This window comes from Cupriavidus sp. H19C3, from assembly GCF_049393815.1.
Taxonomy (GTDB): domain Bacteria; phylum Pseudomonadota; class Gammaproteobacteria; order Burkholderiales; family Burkholderiaceae; genus Cupriavidus.
The window spans coordinates 833,821-851,073 of record NZ_CP184985.1; the positions used below are offsets into that span (position 1 = coordinate 833,821).

Consider the following 17,253-nt stretch of genomic DNA (forward strand, 5'->3'; position numbering starts at 1 on the left):
CAATAACAGCACCGCGAAGTGTGTGCGCGTTTCCTGTTCCGCACGCATCCGTCGCGAGGAGAACGGCCGCTTGCGGCAAGTTCCGGCACGATCCGTCCGCGTGCCGTGTTCTGGTGCTAAGTTCCGGTACACCGCAAACGTGTATGGCTTCACGCCAACAAGGACAGTGATTGCAGATGGATTCCTACACCTCCGCTACGATGCGTATCGGCGGCGCCCAGGTGGCGCGGCTCGGTCTGGGCGCCATGCGCCTGTCAGGGCCCGGCATGTTCGGCTTTCCGGCCGATATGTCCAATGCGCGCAAGGTATTGCAGCGAGCCGTGGAGCTCGGCGTTGATTTTATCGATACCGCGGATGCCTACGGGCCGCAGGCCAACGAGCAGCTGATCGCCGAGGCGCTCGCGCCCTATCGCAAGGGTCTGCAGATCGCGACCAAGGCGGGTTGCGTCAACGGCGGACCCAATGTACCGCCGCCATGGCCTTCGCTGGGTCGCCCGGAGTACCTGTTCCAGCAGGCCGAATTGAGTTTGCGCAACCTGAAGGTCGAGTGTCTCGATCTGTGGCAACTCCATAACGTCGATCCGCACGTGCCCATCGAGGAAAGCCTCGGTGCCGCCGCGCGTCTGCAGGAACAGGGCAAGATCCGCGACATCGGACTATCGAACGTCAGCGTCGAGGATATCGAGCGTGCGCGTCGCGTGGTCGATATCGTGAGCGTGCAGAACCTGTACAACATCGCCTATCGCGGCGAGCAGCCGGTGCTGGATTACTGCGAAGCGCACGGCATGGCGTTCCTGGCCTATTTTCCGCTCGGCGGCGGATGGTTTCCGATGCCGAGCGAGTTGCTCTCGCGCGCCGCAGCCAGACACGGCGCCACCGTGGCGCAGCTCTGTCTTGCCTGGCTGCTCCAGCGCAGTCCATCCATTCAACCGATCCCCGGCACCAGCTCGCTGCCGCATCTCGAGGAAAACGTGCGGGCGCGAGCATTGCAACTCAGCGCGACCGAGTGGGCAGAGATCGACGATGCCATCGTCGCGCTCGACTCGCCCGCCCGCACGCGGACGGCGCGCCAACTGATCGAAGCGCCGCTGGGCCACTACTGAGCAGGAATTCCCGCGTCCTGCGGCGCCAGCGCACCCGCTGGCGCGACGCGTGCGGAAGCACCCGCAAGCGCACGGGCGCCCCGCCCGCGCGGCCGCTCATGGCGTGAGGAACCCTTCGAGCGCGGTGACCACGCCCTGAGCGAACATCGCGAAGACCGGTTCGCTGACAAAGCCCATATGCGGCGTGACCACGAAGTCCTGGCGCCGGCGTAGCGGCGCGTCGGCCGGGACCGGTTCGACATCGAACACGTCGAGCGCTGCCAGGGCCGGGCGGCGTTGGTCCAGCGCACGCGGCAGCGCGTCCATATCGATCAGCGCGGAACGCGAGGTATTGACCAGGATCGCGTCAGGACGCATCAGCGCGAGGCGCTCGGCATTGATCAGCCGCGTCGTGGCCGGCGTCGGCACCAGATGCAGGCTGACCACGCGCGAGGTGGACAGCAGCGCCTCCAGGCTGACCGCCGTCACGCCCTCTTCCGCCGCGCGTTGGGGCGTCATGCGCGGACTCCACGTCACCACTTCCATGCCGAAGGCCTTGCCGACGCGAGCCACGCGCTTGCCGATCTCGCCGAGGCCGATCAGGCCCAGGCGTGCGCCATGCAGGACGCCCGGCAACGGCGCGCTCGCGGCGGGTCGCCAGCCGCCGTTGCGCATGGTCGCGAACTGCGCTTCGAGTTGACGGGCCGCCGCCAGGATCAGCGCCCACGTCATTTCGCAAGTGCTTTCCTTGGACGGACCCCATTCGGTGTTGGCAACCGGAATGCCGCGCGCGCGCAGCGCTTCCTGGTCCAGCGTGGTGTTGCGCGTGCCGGTAAAGACCACGAACTTCAGCCGCTCGGCCAGGCGCAACGTGGCCGCATCGAGCGGCGTGCGGTCGCGCACGAGCACCAGTCCCTCGGCCTCGCGCAGCACCGCCGTCAAGGCCTCGCCTTGCACCGGCTCATGATGGAAGACCACCTCGGCGCGCGCCTCGATGGCCGACCAGTCGGCCAGCCGCGTCAGCGCGCGCTCGTAGTCGCCGAGTACCGCAATACGGGGGCGCGTCATGATTACGGACGGGCCAGCGCCGTGATGGTGCGCACGTCGGGGCTCTGACCGAGCTTCCAGCAGGCATCGATCAGCTGGCCCACCTTGCCTTCGCCCAGGATCGGATCGGCCAGCGCATGGAACTTGGCGCCAAGGTCGGCATCGCTCATCGGGCGCTGCAGCGATCCGATCGCGTGCTCGACGTTGACGCGTACATCGCGGCCATCCTTCAGCACGGCCTTGACCAGCGCGGCCGCCTCGTCGACGCCGCCATCGGCGGTGGCCACTACCTTGCGGCGCAGCGCCACCACGTCTTCGCGCGTGACGATATGATCCGAGAATTCCTCTTCCCCGGCGCGACCGAAGATCAGGCCGGCGGCGCAGCCGTGGTAGACACTGAACTTGGCCAGCAGGCCGTCGCTCGGTTCCTTCTTGCCGGTCAACTCCAGCACCAGCGGATGCACGGTCAGTTCGATGCGTTCCACATCGGCAGGCGTGACGCCCTGCTGGCGCAGTTGCACGCACGCGTCGATGCTCGGGTGGATCACGATGCCGCAGGCAAACGGCTTGTACGTGTTGAACGAGATCTCGAAGCGGCTGCCGAGCTCGTCGGTGATTTCGTTCCAGTCGGCCTTGGCCGAGATCACCTGCATGAAGCCACGCGGCGCTTCCAGCGCGCGCGCGCTCGCCGTATAGCCATGGCGCGCCATCAGCGCGGACATCAGCCCGGCGCGGGCGGCGCCGCCCGGATGAAACGGCTTGGTCATGGTGCCGAACTGCTCGCGCAGCCCCACCGGTTGCGACGCGGCCAGGCCAAGCGCCATGGTGGTGCGTTCCTCGTCGAGTTCAAGCAGGCGCGCGCACGCCGCGGCCGCGCCGAGCATACCGGTCGAGCCCGTGATGTGCCAGCCGCGGTCGTAGTGGTCCGGATACATCGCGTTGCCCACCCGGCAGGCGACGTCGATGCCGAGCACCACGGCATCGGTCACCGCGCGACCGCTGGCGCCGATATGCTCGGCCAGCGCCAGCGCGGCCGATGCCACCGGGCCGGCCGGGTGGATGATGGTCTTGAGGTGCGTGTCGTCAAAGTCGAAGGTGTGCGACGTAATGCCGTTGACGAGCGCGGCGCTGGCCATGTCGACCTTGTCGGCGCGGCCGAGCACGGTGGCCTGGGCGGACGGTTGCAGCATCGCGACCGCCGCCAGCGTGGCTTCGGCGGCTTCGTGACGCGCGGCGCCGACGGCGCAGCCCAGCCAGTTCATGAAGGTGCGGTGCGCCTCGTGGTCGACGGCATCGCTCCAGCCGCGCGAGGGATGGGTGGCGACATACTTGCCGAGTATGCGGGTGACCGGCGGCGCGTTGAGGTCGGCGGCGACGTGGGTATTGCGGGCCATGGATGCTTTCCTTGTTCAGTCTGTGAGCAGCCGGATCAGCTGTCGAGTTTGATGCCGCGATCGCGCGCGACCTTGCCCCAGCGGGCCACTTCGTCGGCGATATAGCGGCGGAACTGGTCGGGTGTCATCGGTTGCGGCTGCAGCGCTTCCGATGACAACTTGTCCGCGAGGTCGGGACTCTTGAGCACCGTGGTCAAGGTGCTGTTGAGCTTGGCGACGACGTCCGCGGGAATGCCGGCGGGGCCTACCACGCCATACCACTGCATGGCGTCGAAGCCCTTGAGACCGGCCTCTTCCAGCGTGGGCGTGTCCTTGAGCAGCGGATGGCGCGCATGGCCGGTCACGGCGATCGCCTTGACGCGTCCGGAACGGATATGCGGCAACGCCGCCGAGAGGCCCGGGAACATCGCCTGGGTCTGTCCGCCAATCAGGTCGTTGAACGCCGGCGCAATGCCGCGATACGCGGCATGCGTCAGTTGCAGCTTCATCTGCTGCGCGAACAGCTCCATCGTCAGGTGCGTGAGCGAGCCCGGTCCGGACGAGCCATATGGCATGCCGGGATGCTTGCGCGCGTAGTCGACGAACTCGCTCAGATTGGACGCCGGCACGCTGGCCGTGACCACCAGCACGTTGGGCGTGCCACCGATCATGCCGATCGGCGTGAAGTCCTTGACCGGGTCGTAGGGGACTTTGCGCGTGGCCGGGTTGGTGCCATGCGTGGCCACATAGCCCTGCATCAGCGTATAGCCGTCCGGAGCGGATTTCGCCGTCATCTGGCACGCGATGACGCCGCCGCCGCCGGCCTGGTTCTCGACCACGAACGACTGGCCGAGCAGGCGGCCCCAGCGATCGCCCACGGTACGGCCGATCAGGTCGGAACCGCCGCCCGCGGAGACCGGGACGATATAGCGCAACGGCTTGTTGGGAAACGGGTCCTGTGCCTCGGCAAAGCCGGGCACGGCGAGCAGCATCGCGCTGGCCTTGAGCAGGGTGCGGCGGGTCTGGTTCATGTCTTCCTCCTGCGCCATGGATGGGAGTCGGGCGCTATGTTCTGGATCGCTCCCCGGAGCACCGCCACTGCAGGGGCGAGCCGAGGGAAGCCGTATCATCGCTGCCCGGTGATAGACTGTGAATTGCAAGTTTCTTCAAGATTGATGCAAGGTCTGCATGAATTTCAATTTGTCCGATCTGCGCGCCTTCGTGGCGGTGGCCGAACTCAGCAGCTTCCGCGCCGCCGCGGCGGAACTGCACCTGTCGCAACCGGCGCTGTCGCGGCGCATCGAGAAGCTCGAGGACGTGCTCGGCGTCCGCCTGTTCGACCGCACCACGCGCTCGGTCGAGATGACCGCCGTGGGACGCGAGTTTTCGCGCAAGGCGCGCGAGCTGCTCAACGGACTCGAGGAATCGCTGCTCGGCATCCGGGACGTAGCCACGCGCATCACCGGGGAAGTGACGGTCGCGTGCGTGCCCTCGGCGGTGCGTTACTTCCTGCCGGCCGTGCTGCGCCAGTACCACGCGCGTTATCCGCGCATCGTGGTACGACTGATCGACGAGGGCGCCAACGAGGTGCTCAACATGGTGGTGCGCAACGAAGCCGACTTCGGGCTCAACTACATCGGCACGCAGGAGCCCGATGTGGAATTCGAGCCGGTGCTCAAGGAGCCGTTCGTGGTGGCCTGCCCGCCCGACCATCCGCTGGCACGCAAGCGCAAGGTCGCGTGGGCGGAACTTGGCCAGTACGACGCATCCCACGCTCAAGAGCGTGCCGCTGGTAGAGCCGACGGTCACGCGCACGGTCGGGCTGATCCGCCGCCGCGGCCGCTCGCTGTCGCCGGCAGCGCAGCAACTGTACGAAATGTTGCGCACCGCCAACAGCGACACGCCGGCGGCGGGCACCCGCCGGGTCCGCAGGAAAAGCACGGCGTAATCCGTCCTGTCAGACGGATCCGACTGGCGGGCCGAGAGATCGCTGCCTACATTGATTGTCAGACGCCAAGCGCAGGCCCCTTCCCTACAATCCGGTCTCATTCCGGCCCGCCGTCCGCAAGCGACGGCACTGCGGTCGCAACTTACGACTGTGACGAACCATGCTGCCTCTCACCGTGATTGTTGCGTATGTGCTGGCCTGCATCGTGGCATTGGCCTTCGGTGCCCGCTGGGTACTCAAGAACGACCCGCTGCTGCGCCAGCAGGTGATGGACCCGGGCAATCGCCAGGGTGGAGACAAACACCGCTAGGCGGACGGCGCGAAGGCGTGCCGCCGGCGCAGGTTTGGCGCTGTGTAGCGCTGTATCAGTTCCCTTGTTAGCCCGGAGGTAGCATTCCGGGCTTTTTCTTTTTCGTCGTCGCTTCGTTCGTCGCTTCGTTCGTCGCTTCGTTCGCCGCTTCAGTTCACCCTCTCAGTTCGCCGCCTTGCGGTATCGCTTCGCGGTAAGCGCCTGAACGGCCTTGGGCGGCACACGGGCACGGTCTCGCGCCGCCGTCCTACAGCGGGAGGCGCGCCGCGCCGACACCGGCGGCGTGCCGGTTGGCTATGGTGTTAGCAGTAGGCATTGTGCCTGCCACGCGCATCCATCATGTCCATCGCCACGCCTGCCGCCACGACCCCATCCAGTCCTGCCGAAGCCAGTCCGGAGCCTCCCGAGGCGCCGCTGGCGGCGGCCACGTCCGAAGACACTCCACCGCCCTGGGCCCCCTCGCTGCACCGCGCCAGCGTGGCGCTGACGATCCTGGCCGTACTGGCCTCGCTCTACGCGCTGCACGCCGCACGCACGTTTCTCGTGCCGGTGGTGATGTCGGTGGTCATCGCCTATCTGCTCGATCCGCTCGTCGCAACGCTGCAGCGGTGGCGTGTGCCCCGCACCGTCGGCGCGACGGTGGTGCTGCTGGCGGCGATGTGCCTGCTGTCCAGCCTGGCCTACCTGCTGCAGGGGCAGGTAGAGTCGATCGTCGACCGCTTGCCCGAGATCGCCAGCAAGCTGTCGCGCTCCGTGGGTGCGCTCATGAGCGGCGACGATTCGATGATCCAGAAGGTCCGGCGCGCCGCAACCGTGCTGAGCGGCACCGGCCAGCCGCCGCCCGCGCGTGGCGCGCAGATCGTGGTCGAGCGGCCCAGCGATGGCCTCGGCAACGTGTTGTGGCTGGGCTCGGCCAGCGTGTTCGCGATGATTGCGCAGACCACGGCGGTATTGTTCCTGACCTGGTTCCTGCTGCTGGCGGGCGACATGTTCAAGCGCAAGTTCATCAAGATGACCGGCCCCACCATCACGCGCAAGAAGATCAGCGTGCATATGCTGGACGAGATCAACCGGTCTATCCAGCGCTATATGCTGATGCTGGTGGTGACCAACGCCGCGCTCGGTGCGTGTACGTGGCTGCTGCTCAAGTGGATCGGCCTCGACAACGCAGGCACCTGGGCGCTGGCGGCGGCCGCGCTGCACCTCGTACCCTACTTCGGTGCGGTGCTGATTGCCGCATGCCTTGGCGTGGCGACGTTCATGCAGTTCGGCACGCTTGGCATGGCCGCGGTGGCCGCGGGTGGATCGCTGTTCATTGCCACGCTGATCGGGTCGGTGGTCACAACCTGGATGACCGGGCGCATGGCGCGCATGAACGCCGTGGCGGTGTTCGTGGCGCTGCTGCTGTTTACCTTCCTGTGGGGCACCTGGGGCATGTTGCTGGCGATTCCGCTCGCCGTGATCGTCAAGGTGGTGGCCGACCATGTCGAGGGTATGGAAGTGATCGCCGAGTTTCTCGGCGAGTAGCCTGGCAGATCGCGACGCATGCAGGTTTCATGCGGCAAAACTTTGCCGCAACGCAAAATGACGACCCGCTCCGTATCGCCTATAAAGCGATAACGTCGCGGAAAACAGTTTCACGCGGCGAAATCCAACAAGATTCGGAGACAACGCGTGACGGTTCCCAGCACGTCCTTGCAGAAGGCCTGTCGGCTGCTGCGCGCGCTATCGGATACGCGCCATACGCGCCTGACCGACGTGGCGGCGGCCGCTGGCGTGGACAAGGCTTCGGCGCTGCGCCTGCTCGAGACGCTGGTCGCCGAAGGCCTGGTCGAACGCGATGCCGAAACCAAGGCCTTTTCCCCGGGGCGCGAATGGCTGACGCTGCAATCCGCTGCACTGCGCCGACTCGACCTGCGGCCCATTGTCCGGCCCGCGCTGATTCGCCTGGCCAACACCTTCGAGGACTCCGCCATCCTGTCCGTGCCCAGCGGCTGGGAGTCGGTCTGCATCGAACTGCGCCTGGGCACCTTTCCCATCCGCGCCAACTATCTCGATATCGGTAGCCGCCGCCCGCTCGGCATCGGCGCCGGCAGTCTGGCGCTGCTGGCGGCGCTGCCCGATGCGGAGATGGAGACCGTGCTCGGCTGCATCGCCCCGGCGCTGCGGCGCTACCCCCGGCTGAGTGCCGACGCGCTGCGCCGGCATGTGGAGGCCACGCGCGAGCGCGGCTATGCGGTGCTGCTCGACGTCGTGGTCGAGCGTATGGGCGGCATTGCGATTGCGCTGCCCGACGCCGATGGCTACCCGCTTGGTGCCATCAGCATGGCCGCACTCAACGAACGCATTACCGAACGCGAACCCGCGCTGGCGCGCGCACTGCGGCGCGAGGCGGAGACCATCTGCGCGACGTGGCGCGGCCATGCGCCGGTGCCGACGGCCGGCGCGGCCAGGGTGGCCGACAAAGCGGACGAGCCAGCGCGCGCACCAGCCCGGGGGAGCGGCACGGCAAGTGCCGCCACCCACCTGTCCGCAACCCGTACGCGCACCGCCCGCCCCGCCCCGGGCCGGCCCGCGTCCCACATCGAGGAGGTCTGACCGCATGCGCTGGAAGCAACGTCCTGAGGGCTCCAACTGGGGAGATTTCGGTCCCGACGACCAGCTGGGTCGCGTCAACCTGCTCGGCGCCGAACAGGTGGTCAAGGGCGCGCAGGAGATCCGGGCGGGCCTGAGTTTCTGCCTGTCGCTGCCGCTCGACTATCCAGGCGGCAACAAGCTGAATCCGCGCCGCCATCCTCCCGTGCTGCGGCCGACTTTCCGCGAAGACGTGCCTTACCTCAACTTTCCGCTGGCCAAGGTGGATCCGGCCGCGACCGACGTAATCAGCGACGACCAGGTCCTGCTGTCGCTGCAGTATTCGACCCAGTGGGATTCGCTTGCGCACGTGGGCGCGCTGTTCGATGCCGATGGCGACGGCCGCGCCGAGCGCGTGTACTACAACGGCTACCGTGCCAACGCCGACATCGTGGGCCCCATGGAGTACGCCGAGGACAATCACTTTGCCGCGCACCCGTGCGGCCACGAGCATAGCCATGCCGATGCGCTCGGCATCGAGAACTTTGCCGTCAAGGGCATGCAGGGACGCGGCGTGCTGGTCGACCTCGCGCACGTGTTCGGCACCGACTTCCGCAATGTGGGCTACGACGACCTCATGCACGCGATGGAAGCCGGCCGGGTGGAGGTGGAACGCGGCGACATGCTCCTGTTGCGCACCGGCTTTGCCGAGGTGGTGCTGTCGATGGCGCGCAATCCGGACGAGACCGTGCTGCACCATAGCTGCTGCGCGCTCGACGGCCGCGACGAACGGCTGCTGCAATGGATTACCGATGCCGGCATGGCCGCGCTGATCGCCGACAACTACGCGGTGGAGCGCTATCCCGCCCGCCCGGCGCCGCCCGGGCAGGCCACGCACCCGCTGCTGCCGCTGCACCATCACTGCCTGTTCAAGCTTGGTCTGCCGCTCGGCGAACTCTGGTACCTCAAGGACCTCGCGGACTGGCTGCGCGCACACGGCCGCAACCGCTTCCTGCTGACCGCGCCGCCGCTGCGCCTGCCCGGTGCGGTGGGCTCGCCGGTGACGCCCATTGCCACCGTGTAGTACCCCCATAAGAAAACAGAGGAGACAGACATGCAAATGACCTTTGGCCGCAAGGCCATTGGCGCGCTCGCCATGACCGCCATCGGCGCGCTCGTCGCATTGAGCGCGGGTCCGGCCGGCGCGCAGGCCAGGCCCGGCATTTCCGACGATGTGGTGAAGATGGGCCTGCTGCTCGACATGAGCGGGCTCTACGCCGACGTGACCGGTCCCGGCAGCGCGGCCGCCGCGCAGATGGCCATCGACGACTTTGGCGGCAAGGTGCTGGGCAAGAAGATCGAGCTCGTGGTGGTCGATCACCAGAACAAGGCCGATATCGCCGCCAGCAAGGCGCGCGAGTGGTTCGACACCGGCCATGTCGACGCCATCCTCGACGTCGCCGCGTCGGCGCCGGCCCTGGCCGTGCTCGATGTGGCGAAGCAGAAGAACAGGATCGTGGTGTTCTCGGGCCCCGGCAGCGAGCGCATCACCAACGACCTGTGCACGCCGGTCTCGGTCCACTATGCGTACGACACCTACGCACTTGCCAACACCACCGCCAAGGCCATGGTGCAGCGCGGCGGCAAGACCTGGTTCTTCCTGACCGCCGACTATGCCTTTGGCCATACCTTGCAGCAGTCGGCCACCACGGTCGTGCAGGAAGCCGGCGGTACCGTGCTGGGCGCGGCACGGCATCCGATCGGCGCGAGCGACTTTGCCTCGTACCTGCTGCAGGCGCAGGCCAGCAAGGCGCAGGTGATCGGCCTGGCCAACGCGGGCGGCGACACCGTCAATGCCATCAAGGCCGCCTCGGAGTTCGGTCTGACCCGCAACGGCGCGCAGCGCATGGCGGGCCTGCTGCTCTACATCAACGATATCCACGCGATCGGACTCAAGACCGCGCAGGGCCTGGTGCTGACCGAGGCGTTCTACTGGGACATGAACGATGCCACCCGCGCGTGGTCGCGCCGGTACTTCGAGAAGGTCAAGAAGATGCCGAACATGAGCCAGGCCGGCGTTTATTCGTCGGTGACGCACTACCTCAAGTCGGTGCAGGCGGCCGGTACGGACGAGACCGCGGCCGTGATGAAGCAGATGAAGACGCTGCCGATCAACGACTTCTTCGCGAAGAACGGCCGCATTCGCGAGGATGGTCGCATGATCCACGACATGTACCTGTTCGAGGTGAAGGCGCCGTCGGAATCGAAGTATCCGTGGGACTACTACAAGGTGCTCGCCACCGTCCCCGGCGACCAGGCGTTTATGCCGCCGTCCAGATCGCAATGCCCGTTGATGAAGAAATGACCCTGAGCTACATACGCGGCGTGGGTAACACGCCCTTCGGCCGGCTGCCCGGCAGTACCCCGTTGACCCTGATGGCGCAGGCCGCGGAAGGCGCGCTGGCGGAAGCCGGCCTGCGCCGCGACGAGGTGGACGGTGTGCTGTGCGGTTATGCCACCACGCTGCCGCACCTGATGCTGGCCGACCTGTTCTGCGAGGCGGCCTCGCTGTCTCCGGCCTATGCCCATGGCATGGCCGGCGGCGGCGCCACCGGCGGGCTGATGGCGATGCTGGCGCACGACCTGGTCCGTGTGGGGCGCTGCCGCAACGTCCTGGTGGTGGCCGGCGAGAACCGCCTCTCCGGACAGAGCCGCGACCAGTCGGTGCAGACGCTGGCGCAGGTCGGCGATCCGGCCATCGAGGTCCCCAACGGTGCCTCGGTGCCGGCGTACTACGCGCTGCTGGCTTCGCGCTATCTGCACGAGACCGGGCTCGACGCCGACGCGCTGTCGGATTTCGCGGTGCTGATGCGCAGCCATGCGCAGGGGCATCCCGATGCGCACCTGCGCGAGCCGATGACGCTGGCCGAGGCGCGCGCCGCGCGTGCCATCGCGGCGCCGCTGCGGTTGTCCGACTGCTGCCCGATCTCGGACGGTGCCGTGGCCGTGGTGGTGTCTGCCGAACCCGGCCGCGGCGCGCCGGTACGCATCGCGGGCGCCGGACAGGCGCATCGCCACCAGCACCTGTGCGCGCTGCTGGACGTGATGGATACCGGCGCTGCCGAGTCCGCCGCGCGCGCCCTGGCGGAGGCGGGCTGCGGTGTGGGCGATGTGGATCTGCTGGCGATCTACGACTCGTTCACCATCACGCTGGTCATGCTGCTGGAAGAGCTTGGCGTCGCGCCGCGTGGCGGCGCTGCCGGCCGCCTGCGCGCGGGAGACTTCGGCCGCGACGGCGCCCTGCCCCTGAACACGCATGGCGGGCTGCTCGCCTTTGGTCACTCTGGCGTGGCTGGTGGCCTGATGCACCTGGCGGAAGCCAGCCGCCAGCTGGCGGGACGCGCGGGTGCGAGGCAACTGGCGTTGGCGCGCCGGCGCGCGCTGTTTCATGCCGATGGCGGCGTGCTGTCGTCGCACGTGAGTCTGATCCTGGAGGCCGCATGACGAGTCAAACCAACAGCCGCCAGACCGGCAGTCCTTATCTGGAAGGTCTGGCCGCCGGCGTAGTGCGTTATCAATGTTGCGACCACTGCGGCGCGTGGCAACCGGGCGTGCGGCTGGCCTGCCATACCTGCGGGAGCGCGGCATTGCGCTGGCAGGACGCGAGCGGCCATGCCACGGTCTATGCCGTTACCGAAGTCACGCGCGCGCCGACCGATGCCTTCCGTGAACTGGCGCCGTACACGCTCGTGGTGGCAGCGCTCGACGAAGGCCCGCGCGTGATGGGCCATGCCGAGCCCGGGACGTGTCAGGAATTTCGTGTGCTGAGGTCGGTTAAAAGATCTCAGCTGATGGCGGCGGTGAATCGCTCGCCGAACAGAATGGCGAACTGATTGACTGCTTGCCGCCAGGTGATAGGCGGCATCTTCCAATCCTTTTCGATGTTGCGCAAGGCCAGAAACAGCAGTTTGCTGGCGGCTTCGTCGCTCGGGAAGTGGCCGCGGTTCTTGACGATCTTGCGCAACTGCATGTGCATGCTCTCGATGGCGTTCGTCGTATATACGATTCGACGCACCTCGGGCGGATAGGCGAAGAAGGGGATCACCTGTTCCCATTGGCGCTGCCACATGGCCGCGACGGTAGGGAATTTGCGCCCCCACTCGCTCTGCGCAAAGGCGTCGAGCGCCGCTGCCGCCGCCTCGGCCGTGGCGGCCTGATAGATCGGCTTGATCGCGGCAGCCAGCGACTTGCGGTCCTTCCAGCTCGCCAGATTCAGCGAATTGCGGATCAGATGCACGATGCAGGTCTGGATTTGGGCGGCCGGATAGACCGCCTCGATCGCTTCGGGGAAGCCGCGCAAACCATCGACCACCGCGATCAGGATGTCGTGCAAGCCGCGGTTCTTCAACTCGTTGAAGACCTTCAGCCAGAACTTGGCGCCTTCCGTTTGCTCGATCCACAAACCCAGCACTTCCTTGCGGCCGTCGGCGCGGATGCCCAACGCCAGATAGACCGCCTTGTTCTTGACCGTGCCTTCGTCGCGGATCTTCAGCCGCAGCGCGTCAAAGTACACGATCGGATACATGGCCTCGAGCGGGCGTTGCTGCCATTGCTCGACGTCGGCCAGCACCTCGTCGGTGACCGTGGAAATCAGATCGGGCGACACCTGCAGCCCGTACAGTTCCAGCAGATGGCCCTGAATCTCGCGCACGCTCATGCCGCGCGCATACATGCTGATGACGTGGTCGTCGAAGCCCGGCAGCCGGCGTTGATACTTGCCGACCAACTGCGGCTCGAACGTCGCCTGCCGATCGCGTGGAATATCCAGCGTCAGTTCGCCGTTGGGCGTGAGGACCGTCTTGCGGCTTGTGCCGTTGCGGTGGTTGCCCGCCTTGCCTTGCTCGGCCTCGGTTTCCAGATGGTGGCTCAACTCGGCCGCGAGCATGCGCTCGGCCAGTTGCTTCTTGAGCTGGCCGGCCAAGCCCGATTCGCCCAGGATCGACTCGGCATCCTTGCTCTGCACCTGGGCAAGCAGTTGATCGATCAGCTCATCGGGGAACAGCTTCGGCGCCTTCGGGTTCTTGCTCTTCTTGGTCACGGTTGCATCGGTCATAGGACGTTATTTCCGTTATCGTCTCATGGCCTCGGCACACTAAAAATCTGACAGGCCCCGAGCCCGGCGTGCGCATCGGCGACCACGTCTGCGCCGGCTTCCTGCCGTTTGGCGACGGGACGCTGCTGCGGTTCCGCCGCGCCTGAGCCACCCTCGTCCGCTCCTCTCGCTTCAGCCCTGTCCGCACGCTGCTCGCGCGGCGGAGAGGGCATCAACCTGTCGAATTGCCATGAACGCCACCTCCACCCCCACCTCCACCCCCTCCTCGCACCTGAACGCACTGCTCGCCCCGGCCTCCATCGCCGTGATCGGCGCCTCGGACAACATTCACAAGATCGGTGGCCGGCCCATCTACTACATGCGCCAGCACGGCTATGCCGGCACCATCTATCCCGTCAATCCGCAGCGCGAAACCATCCAGGGGCTGACCGCCTATCCGTCGCTCGATGCGCTGCCGGCGTTGCCGGAGCTCGCCATCGTGGTCGTTGCCGGCGAAGCGGCGGTGCAGGCGGTGCGCGACTGCGCGCGGCTGGGCGTGGCGTCGGCCATCGTGATCGCTTCCGGTTTTGGCGAGGCGGGCGAGGAAGGCAAGCGCCAGCAGGATGACATGGTGCGTATCGCCCGGGCCGGCAACCTTCGCATCATCGGGCCCAACAGTCAGGGCCTGGCCAACTTCGGCAACGGCGCGGTGGCGAGTTTCTCGACGATGTTTATCGAGGTGCCGCCGCAGGACGGCCCGGTAGCGGTGGTCAGCCAGAGCGGCGGCATGGCGGCGATGGTGTATGGCCTGTTGCGCGGCCAGGGTATCGGCGTGCGGCACGTGCATGCCACGGGCAACCAGGCCGATGTGACCGTGAGCGAACTGGCGCTGGCGGTGGCGCACGACCCCGACGTCAAGCTGCTGCTGCTCTATCTCGAGAGCCTGTCCGATCCCGACATGCTGGCGCAGGCCGCCGCGGTGGCGCGGGCACGCGGCGTACCGGTGGTGGCGGTCAAGGCCGGCCGCACCGGTGCCGGCCAGCGGGCCGCGGCTTCGCATACCGGCGCGATGGCCAGCGAGGATCGCGCGGTGGACGCATTCCTGGCGCGGCACGGCATCTGGCGCGCCGACGACGCGCATGCGCTGGCGCGTTGCGCGCCGCTGTACCTGCGTGGCTGGCAGCCTGGCGGGCGTCGCCTGGTGGTGGTCAGCAATTCGGGCGCGAGCTGTGTCATGGCCGCCGATGCCGCCGATACGCTCGGTCTGTCGATGGCACCGCTGGCCGACCAGACCCAGGCCGCGCTGGCCGGGCGCCTGCCGGGTTTTGCCGCCACCGCCAACCCGGTGGACGTGACCGCCGCGCTGCTGACCAACAGCGCGCTGTTCGGCGATGTACTGCCGGTGGTTGCCGCCGATCCCGCGGCCGATCTGTTCCTGCTCGATATCCCCGTCGCCGGCATGGGCTACGACGTGCCGCGCTTTGCGCGCGATGCCGCCCACTTTGCCGATACGGCGGGCAAGCCGATCGCCGTGGCCGCCTGGCAGGAGTCGGTGGCCAGCGTGTTCCGAGCGGCCCAGGTGCCGACCTTTGCCAATGCCGCCGACGCCCTCGCGGCATTCCGGCAACTGACCGGTCACCAGGAACTGCTGCGCGCCCTTGCGGCCGACCCGCCCGATGTCGCGCGCGAGCAACGGCAGGTTCGCGCCGGTGTTACCAGCCGCACACTGTCCGAGGCCGCCAGTCTCGCGCGTCTGGCGGCTGCCGGTGTCAACGTGGTCGACCATACCTTATGCCAGAGTGCCGACGATGCCGTCGCTGCCTGGCGTCGCATCGGCGCACCGGTGGCCGTCAAGGCCAGTTCGCCGCAGGTCCCGCACAAGAGCGAACACGGCCTGGTGATGTTGCATTGCAACGATGCCGATACCATCGCCCAGGCGTTTGCCGCGCAGACCCGGACGCTTGCGCAAATGCACGCTTCCTGCGAAGGCGTGATCGTGGCACGCATGACACGCGCACAGCGCGAACTCATGGTGGGCGCGCATTGGGACCCGGTTTTCGGGGCCGTGCTGCTGGTTGGCGATGGCGGCAAGTACGTCGAGGTCCTGCGCGATACCGCGCTATTGCTGGCCCCCGCCAGCGAAGCGGCAATCGCGCAGGCGCTGTCGAAATTGCGCATCGCACCATTGCTTGCCGGCGTGCGCGGCGAGCCCGCGGTCGACATGGCGGCGCTCTGTGCGCTGGCCGCGAGGGTGGGTCGCATGGTGCACGATGCTGCCGGCGAGATCGTCTCGGTCGACCTGAATCCGGTGATGGCGGGCGCCGATGGTGCGGTGGTCGTGGACGCGCTGATCGAAGTCAGAGACTGAACGGGTCGCGATGTGGGGGTTGCAGTGAAGCAGCACAAGGGCTTCTATTGTTCATGGACTGGAACACACTGTCAGCAGAAGTGGACTATGTGCGTGACTTACCTGCCAGTACATTAGGCGGCCCGCGTGTTCCGAGCCATATGTCCGGATGTTTGATATGTCAACGGCAGATGTAGACGTATGAGGACGTGCGAGGCTGCACAACAAGGATCCCCACAAAATGAAAGCCCATCATGCCTGCCTGGCGGCACTGTCCATGCTGCCGGTGGTCGCTTCCGCCCAGGGAAGCGGTATCACCCTCTACGGTGTCGTCGACGACGGCATCGAGTACATCAACCACCTGCCCCGCGCCAACAACAGCAGCGCTTCGGTCGTGCGCATGTCCGCGGGCAACCTCTCGACGTCCCGCTGGGGGCTGCGTGGCCGCGAGGATCTCGGCAGCGGTCTGGCGGCAGTCTTCCAGCTCGAGAACGGCTTCGACCTCGATACCGGAGTTGCCAACCAGGGCGGACGCCTGTTCGGACGCCAGGCCTACGTCGGTCTGCAGAACCGGTTCGGGACGCTGAGCCTGGGCCGTCACCAGAATCTGGTCTACGACTTCTCGTCCGCCTTCGACCCGATGAGCATCGCCACGCGCTACTCGCTGCTGATGCACGATCGCTGGATGTCCAGCCGTACCGACAACTCGGTCAAGTTCTTCGGCCAGACCGGCGGCGTCTACTACGGGCTGCTGTACAGCACCGGCTACGACAGCAGCGCGGGCGGCGAAATTCCGGGCGACTACAAGGCGGGCCGCGAAATGAGCGGCGCGGTCGGGTACGCGGCGGGACCGCTGGCGTTGCGCGTGGTGTATGACGACCTGCATGGCAGCACGCTGGCCACCGACGACAACCGCGAACGTCGCGCCATGATCGCTGGTACCTATGCGTTCGGCCCGGCCAAGGCCTTTGTCGGCTATCGCTGGTACTACGGCGACTTCACGACCAGTTCGCTGCGCACCAATCTGTACTGGGCCGGCATGCAGTATCAGCTCACCCCGGTGATCTCCGTGACCGGCGTGGCCTACTACACCGACGTGCGCAATAGCGGTGGCGATCCGTACAGCTTTGTGCTGTCTGGCAACTACGCCTTCTCCAAGCGCACCGACGTCTATACGGTGCTTGGCTTCACGCGCAACCGGGAAGGTTCCAACCTGAGCCTGACTGGTTTCGGCCCGTCACTGAACCCGTCGGCCACCACCTTCGTGAACACGTCGGAACAGGTGGGCGCGGGGCAGAACCAGTTCGGCGCGGTGATCGGCATCCGCCATCGCTTCTGACCGGCACGCAACGTTTTCCCTTCGTTGAACATTGGGCCCGCCGCATGGTGGGCTTTTTTTCGCCGGCAAGGCGCGAAAGCCGTTCGTAGCCTTTTGTACGCAGCAATCTGGCATGAAACCATGACGCCTGGCGAGCGGCCC

General features: G+C 66.9%; 15 protein-coding genes. 11 read left to right on the forward strand and 4 right to left on the reverse strand.

Annotated elements, in window-relative coordinates:
* Nucleotides 1-176 precede the first annotated feature (176 nt).
* Nucleotides 177-1,103 (forward strand): aldo/keto reductase, encoded by a 927-nt coding sequence (locus DFLDMN_RS03760; protein ID WP_423197170.1) that lies wholly within the window; start codon nucleotides 177-179, stop codon nucleotides 1,101-1,103.
* A 96-nt stretch (nucleotides 1,104-1,199) separates the two neighbouring features.
* Here DFLDMN_RS03760 and DFLDMN_RS03765 read toward each other — a convergent pair whose 3' ends face one another.
* Genes DFLDMN_RS03765 through DFLDMN_RS03775 form a run of 3 tightly spaced genes read right to left on the reverse strand, consistent with a single transcriptional unit; the run spans nucleotide 1,200 to nucleotide 4,533 of the window.
* Nucleotides 1,200-2,150 carry a D-2-hydroxyacid dehydrogenase family protein gene (locus DFLDMN_RS03765; RefSeq protein WP_423197171.1) on the reverse strand — a complete coding sequence of 317 codons (951 nt, stop codon included), beginning with the start codon at nucleotides 2,148-2,150 and terminating at the stop codon, nucleotides 1,200-1,202.
* A gap of 2 nt (nucleotides 2,151-2,152) precedes the next feature.
* Nucleotides 2,153-3,523 (reverse strand): MmgE/PrpD family protein, encoded by a 1,371-nt coding sequence (locus DFLDMN_RS03770; RefSeq protein WP_423197172.1) that lies wholly within the window; start codon nucleotides 3,521-3,523, stop codon nucleotides 2,153-2,155.
* 35 nt (nucleotides 3,524-3,558) lie between these two features.
* Nucleotides 3,559-4,533, reverse strand: coding sequence for a Bug family tripartite tricarboxylate transporter substrate binding protein (locus tag DFLDMN_RS03775; RefSeq protein WP_423197173.1), 975 nt, complete (start codon nucleotides 4,531-4,533; stop codon nucleotides 3,559-3,561).
* 157 nt (nucleotides 4,534-4,690) lie between these two features.
* Between DFLDMN_RS03775 and DFLDMN_RS03780 the strand changes: the two genes are divergently transcribed.
* The 8 genes from DFLDMN_RS03780 to DFLDMN_RS03815 all read left to right on the forward strand — a co-directional run bounded on the left by DFLDMN_RS03780 (nucleotide 4,691) and on the right by DFLDMN_RS03815 (nucleotide 12,227).
* Entirely contained in the window at nucleotides 4,691-5,629 is a 939-nt protein-coding gene (locus tag DFLDMN_RS03780) for a LysR family transcriptional regulator (RefSeq protein WP_423197174.1), read from the forward strand.
* Nucleotides 5,611-5,760, forward strand: coding sequence for a hypothetical protein (locus tag DFLDMN_RS03785; protein WP_423197175.1), 150 nt, complete (start codon nucleotides 5,611-5,613; stop codon nucleotides 5,758-5,760). Before DFLDMN_RS03780 ends, DFLDMN_RS03785 begins: the two co-directional genes overlap by 19 nt.
* Nucleotides 5,761-6,099: 339 nt before the next feature.
* On the forward strand, nucleotides 6,100-7,287 hold the full coding sequence (locus DFLDMN_RS03790; RefSeq protein ID WP_423197176.1) for an AI-2E family transporter: 1,188 nt from the start codon (nucleotides 6,100-6,102) through the stop codon (nucleotides 7,285-7,287).
* A gap of 147 nt (nucleotides 7,288-7,434) precedes the next feature.
* Nucleotides 7,435-8,358: an IclR family transcriptional regulator gene (locus tag DFLDMN_RS03795; RefSeq protein WP_423197177.1), complete on the forward strand. Its 924-nt coding sequence runs from the start codon at nucleotides 7,435-7,437 to the stop codon at nucleotides 8,356-8,358.
* 4 nt (nucleotides 8,359-8,362) lie between these two features.
* Nucleotides 8,363-9,418, forward strand: coding sequence for a cyclase family protein (locus tag DFLDMN_RS03800; protein WP_423197178.1), 1,056 nt, complete (start codon nucleotides 8,363-8,365; stop codon nucleotides 9,416-9,418).
* A gap of 72 nt (nucleotides 9,419-9,490) precedes the next feature.
* Nucleotides 9,491-10,699 carry an ABC transporter substrate-binding protein gene (locus DFLDMN_RS03805; RefSeq protein ID WP_423198301.1) on the forward strand — a complete coding sequence of 403 codons (1,209 nt, stop codon included), beginning with the start codon at nucleotides 9,491-9,493 and terminating at the stop codon, nucleotides 10,697-10,699.
* The gene (locus DFLDMN_RS03810) at nucleotides 10,696-11,838 is read left to right on the forward strand and encodes a thiolase family protein (RefSeq protein ID WP_423197179.1); all 1,143 of its coding nucleotides are present in this window, start codon (nucleotides 10,696-10,698) and stop codon (nucleotides 11,836-11,838) included. The genes DFLDMN_RS03805 and DFLDMN_RS03810 overlap by 4 nt, the downstream gene beginning before the upstream one ends.
* Nucleotides 11,835-12,227, forward strand: coding sequence for a Zn-ribbon domain-containing OB-fold protein (locus tag DFLDMN_RS03815; RefSeq protein ID WP_423197180.1), 393 nt, complete (start codon nucleotides 11,835-11,837; stop codon nucleotides 12,225-12,227). Before DFLDMN_RS03810 ends, DFLDMN_RS03815 begins: the two co-directional genes overlap by 4 nt.
* Here DFLDMN_RS03815 and DFLDMN_RS03820 read toward each other — a convergent pair.
* Nucleotides 12,179-13,447, reverse strand: coding sequence for an IS256 family transposase (locus DFLDMN_RS03820; RefSeq protein WP_025647994.1), 1,269 nt, complete (start codon nucleotides 13,445-13,447; stop codon nucleotides 12,179-12,181). The two genes, DFLDMN_RS03815 and DFLDMN_RS03820, sit on opposite strands and share 49 nt — an antisense overlap.
* Nucleotides 13,448-13,676: 229 nt before the next feature.
* On the opposite strand from DFLDMN_RS03820, the gene DFLDMN_RS03825 reads away from it, so the two are divergent.
* Nucleotides 13,677-15,794: an acetate--CoA ligase family protein gene (locus tag DFLDMN_RS03825; protein WP_423197181.1), complete on the forward strand. Its 2,118-nt coding sequence runs from the start codon at nucleotides 13,677-13,679 to the stop codon at nucleotides 15,792-15,794.
* Between the two features lie 220 nt (nucleotides 15,795-16,014).
* Nucleotides 16,015-17,112, forward strand: a complete 1,098-nt coding sequence (locus tag DFLDMN_RS03830) for a porin (RefSeq protein WP_423197182.1) — start codon at nucleotides 16,015-16,017, stop codon at nucleotides 17,110-17,112.
* Nucleotides 17,113-17,253: the final 141 nt, after the last annotated feature.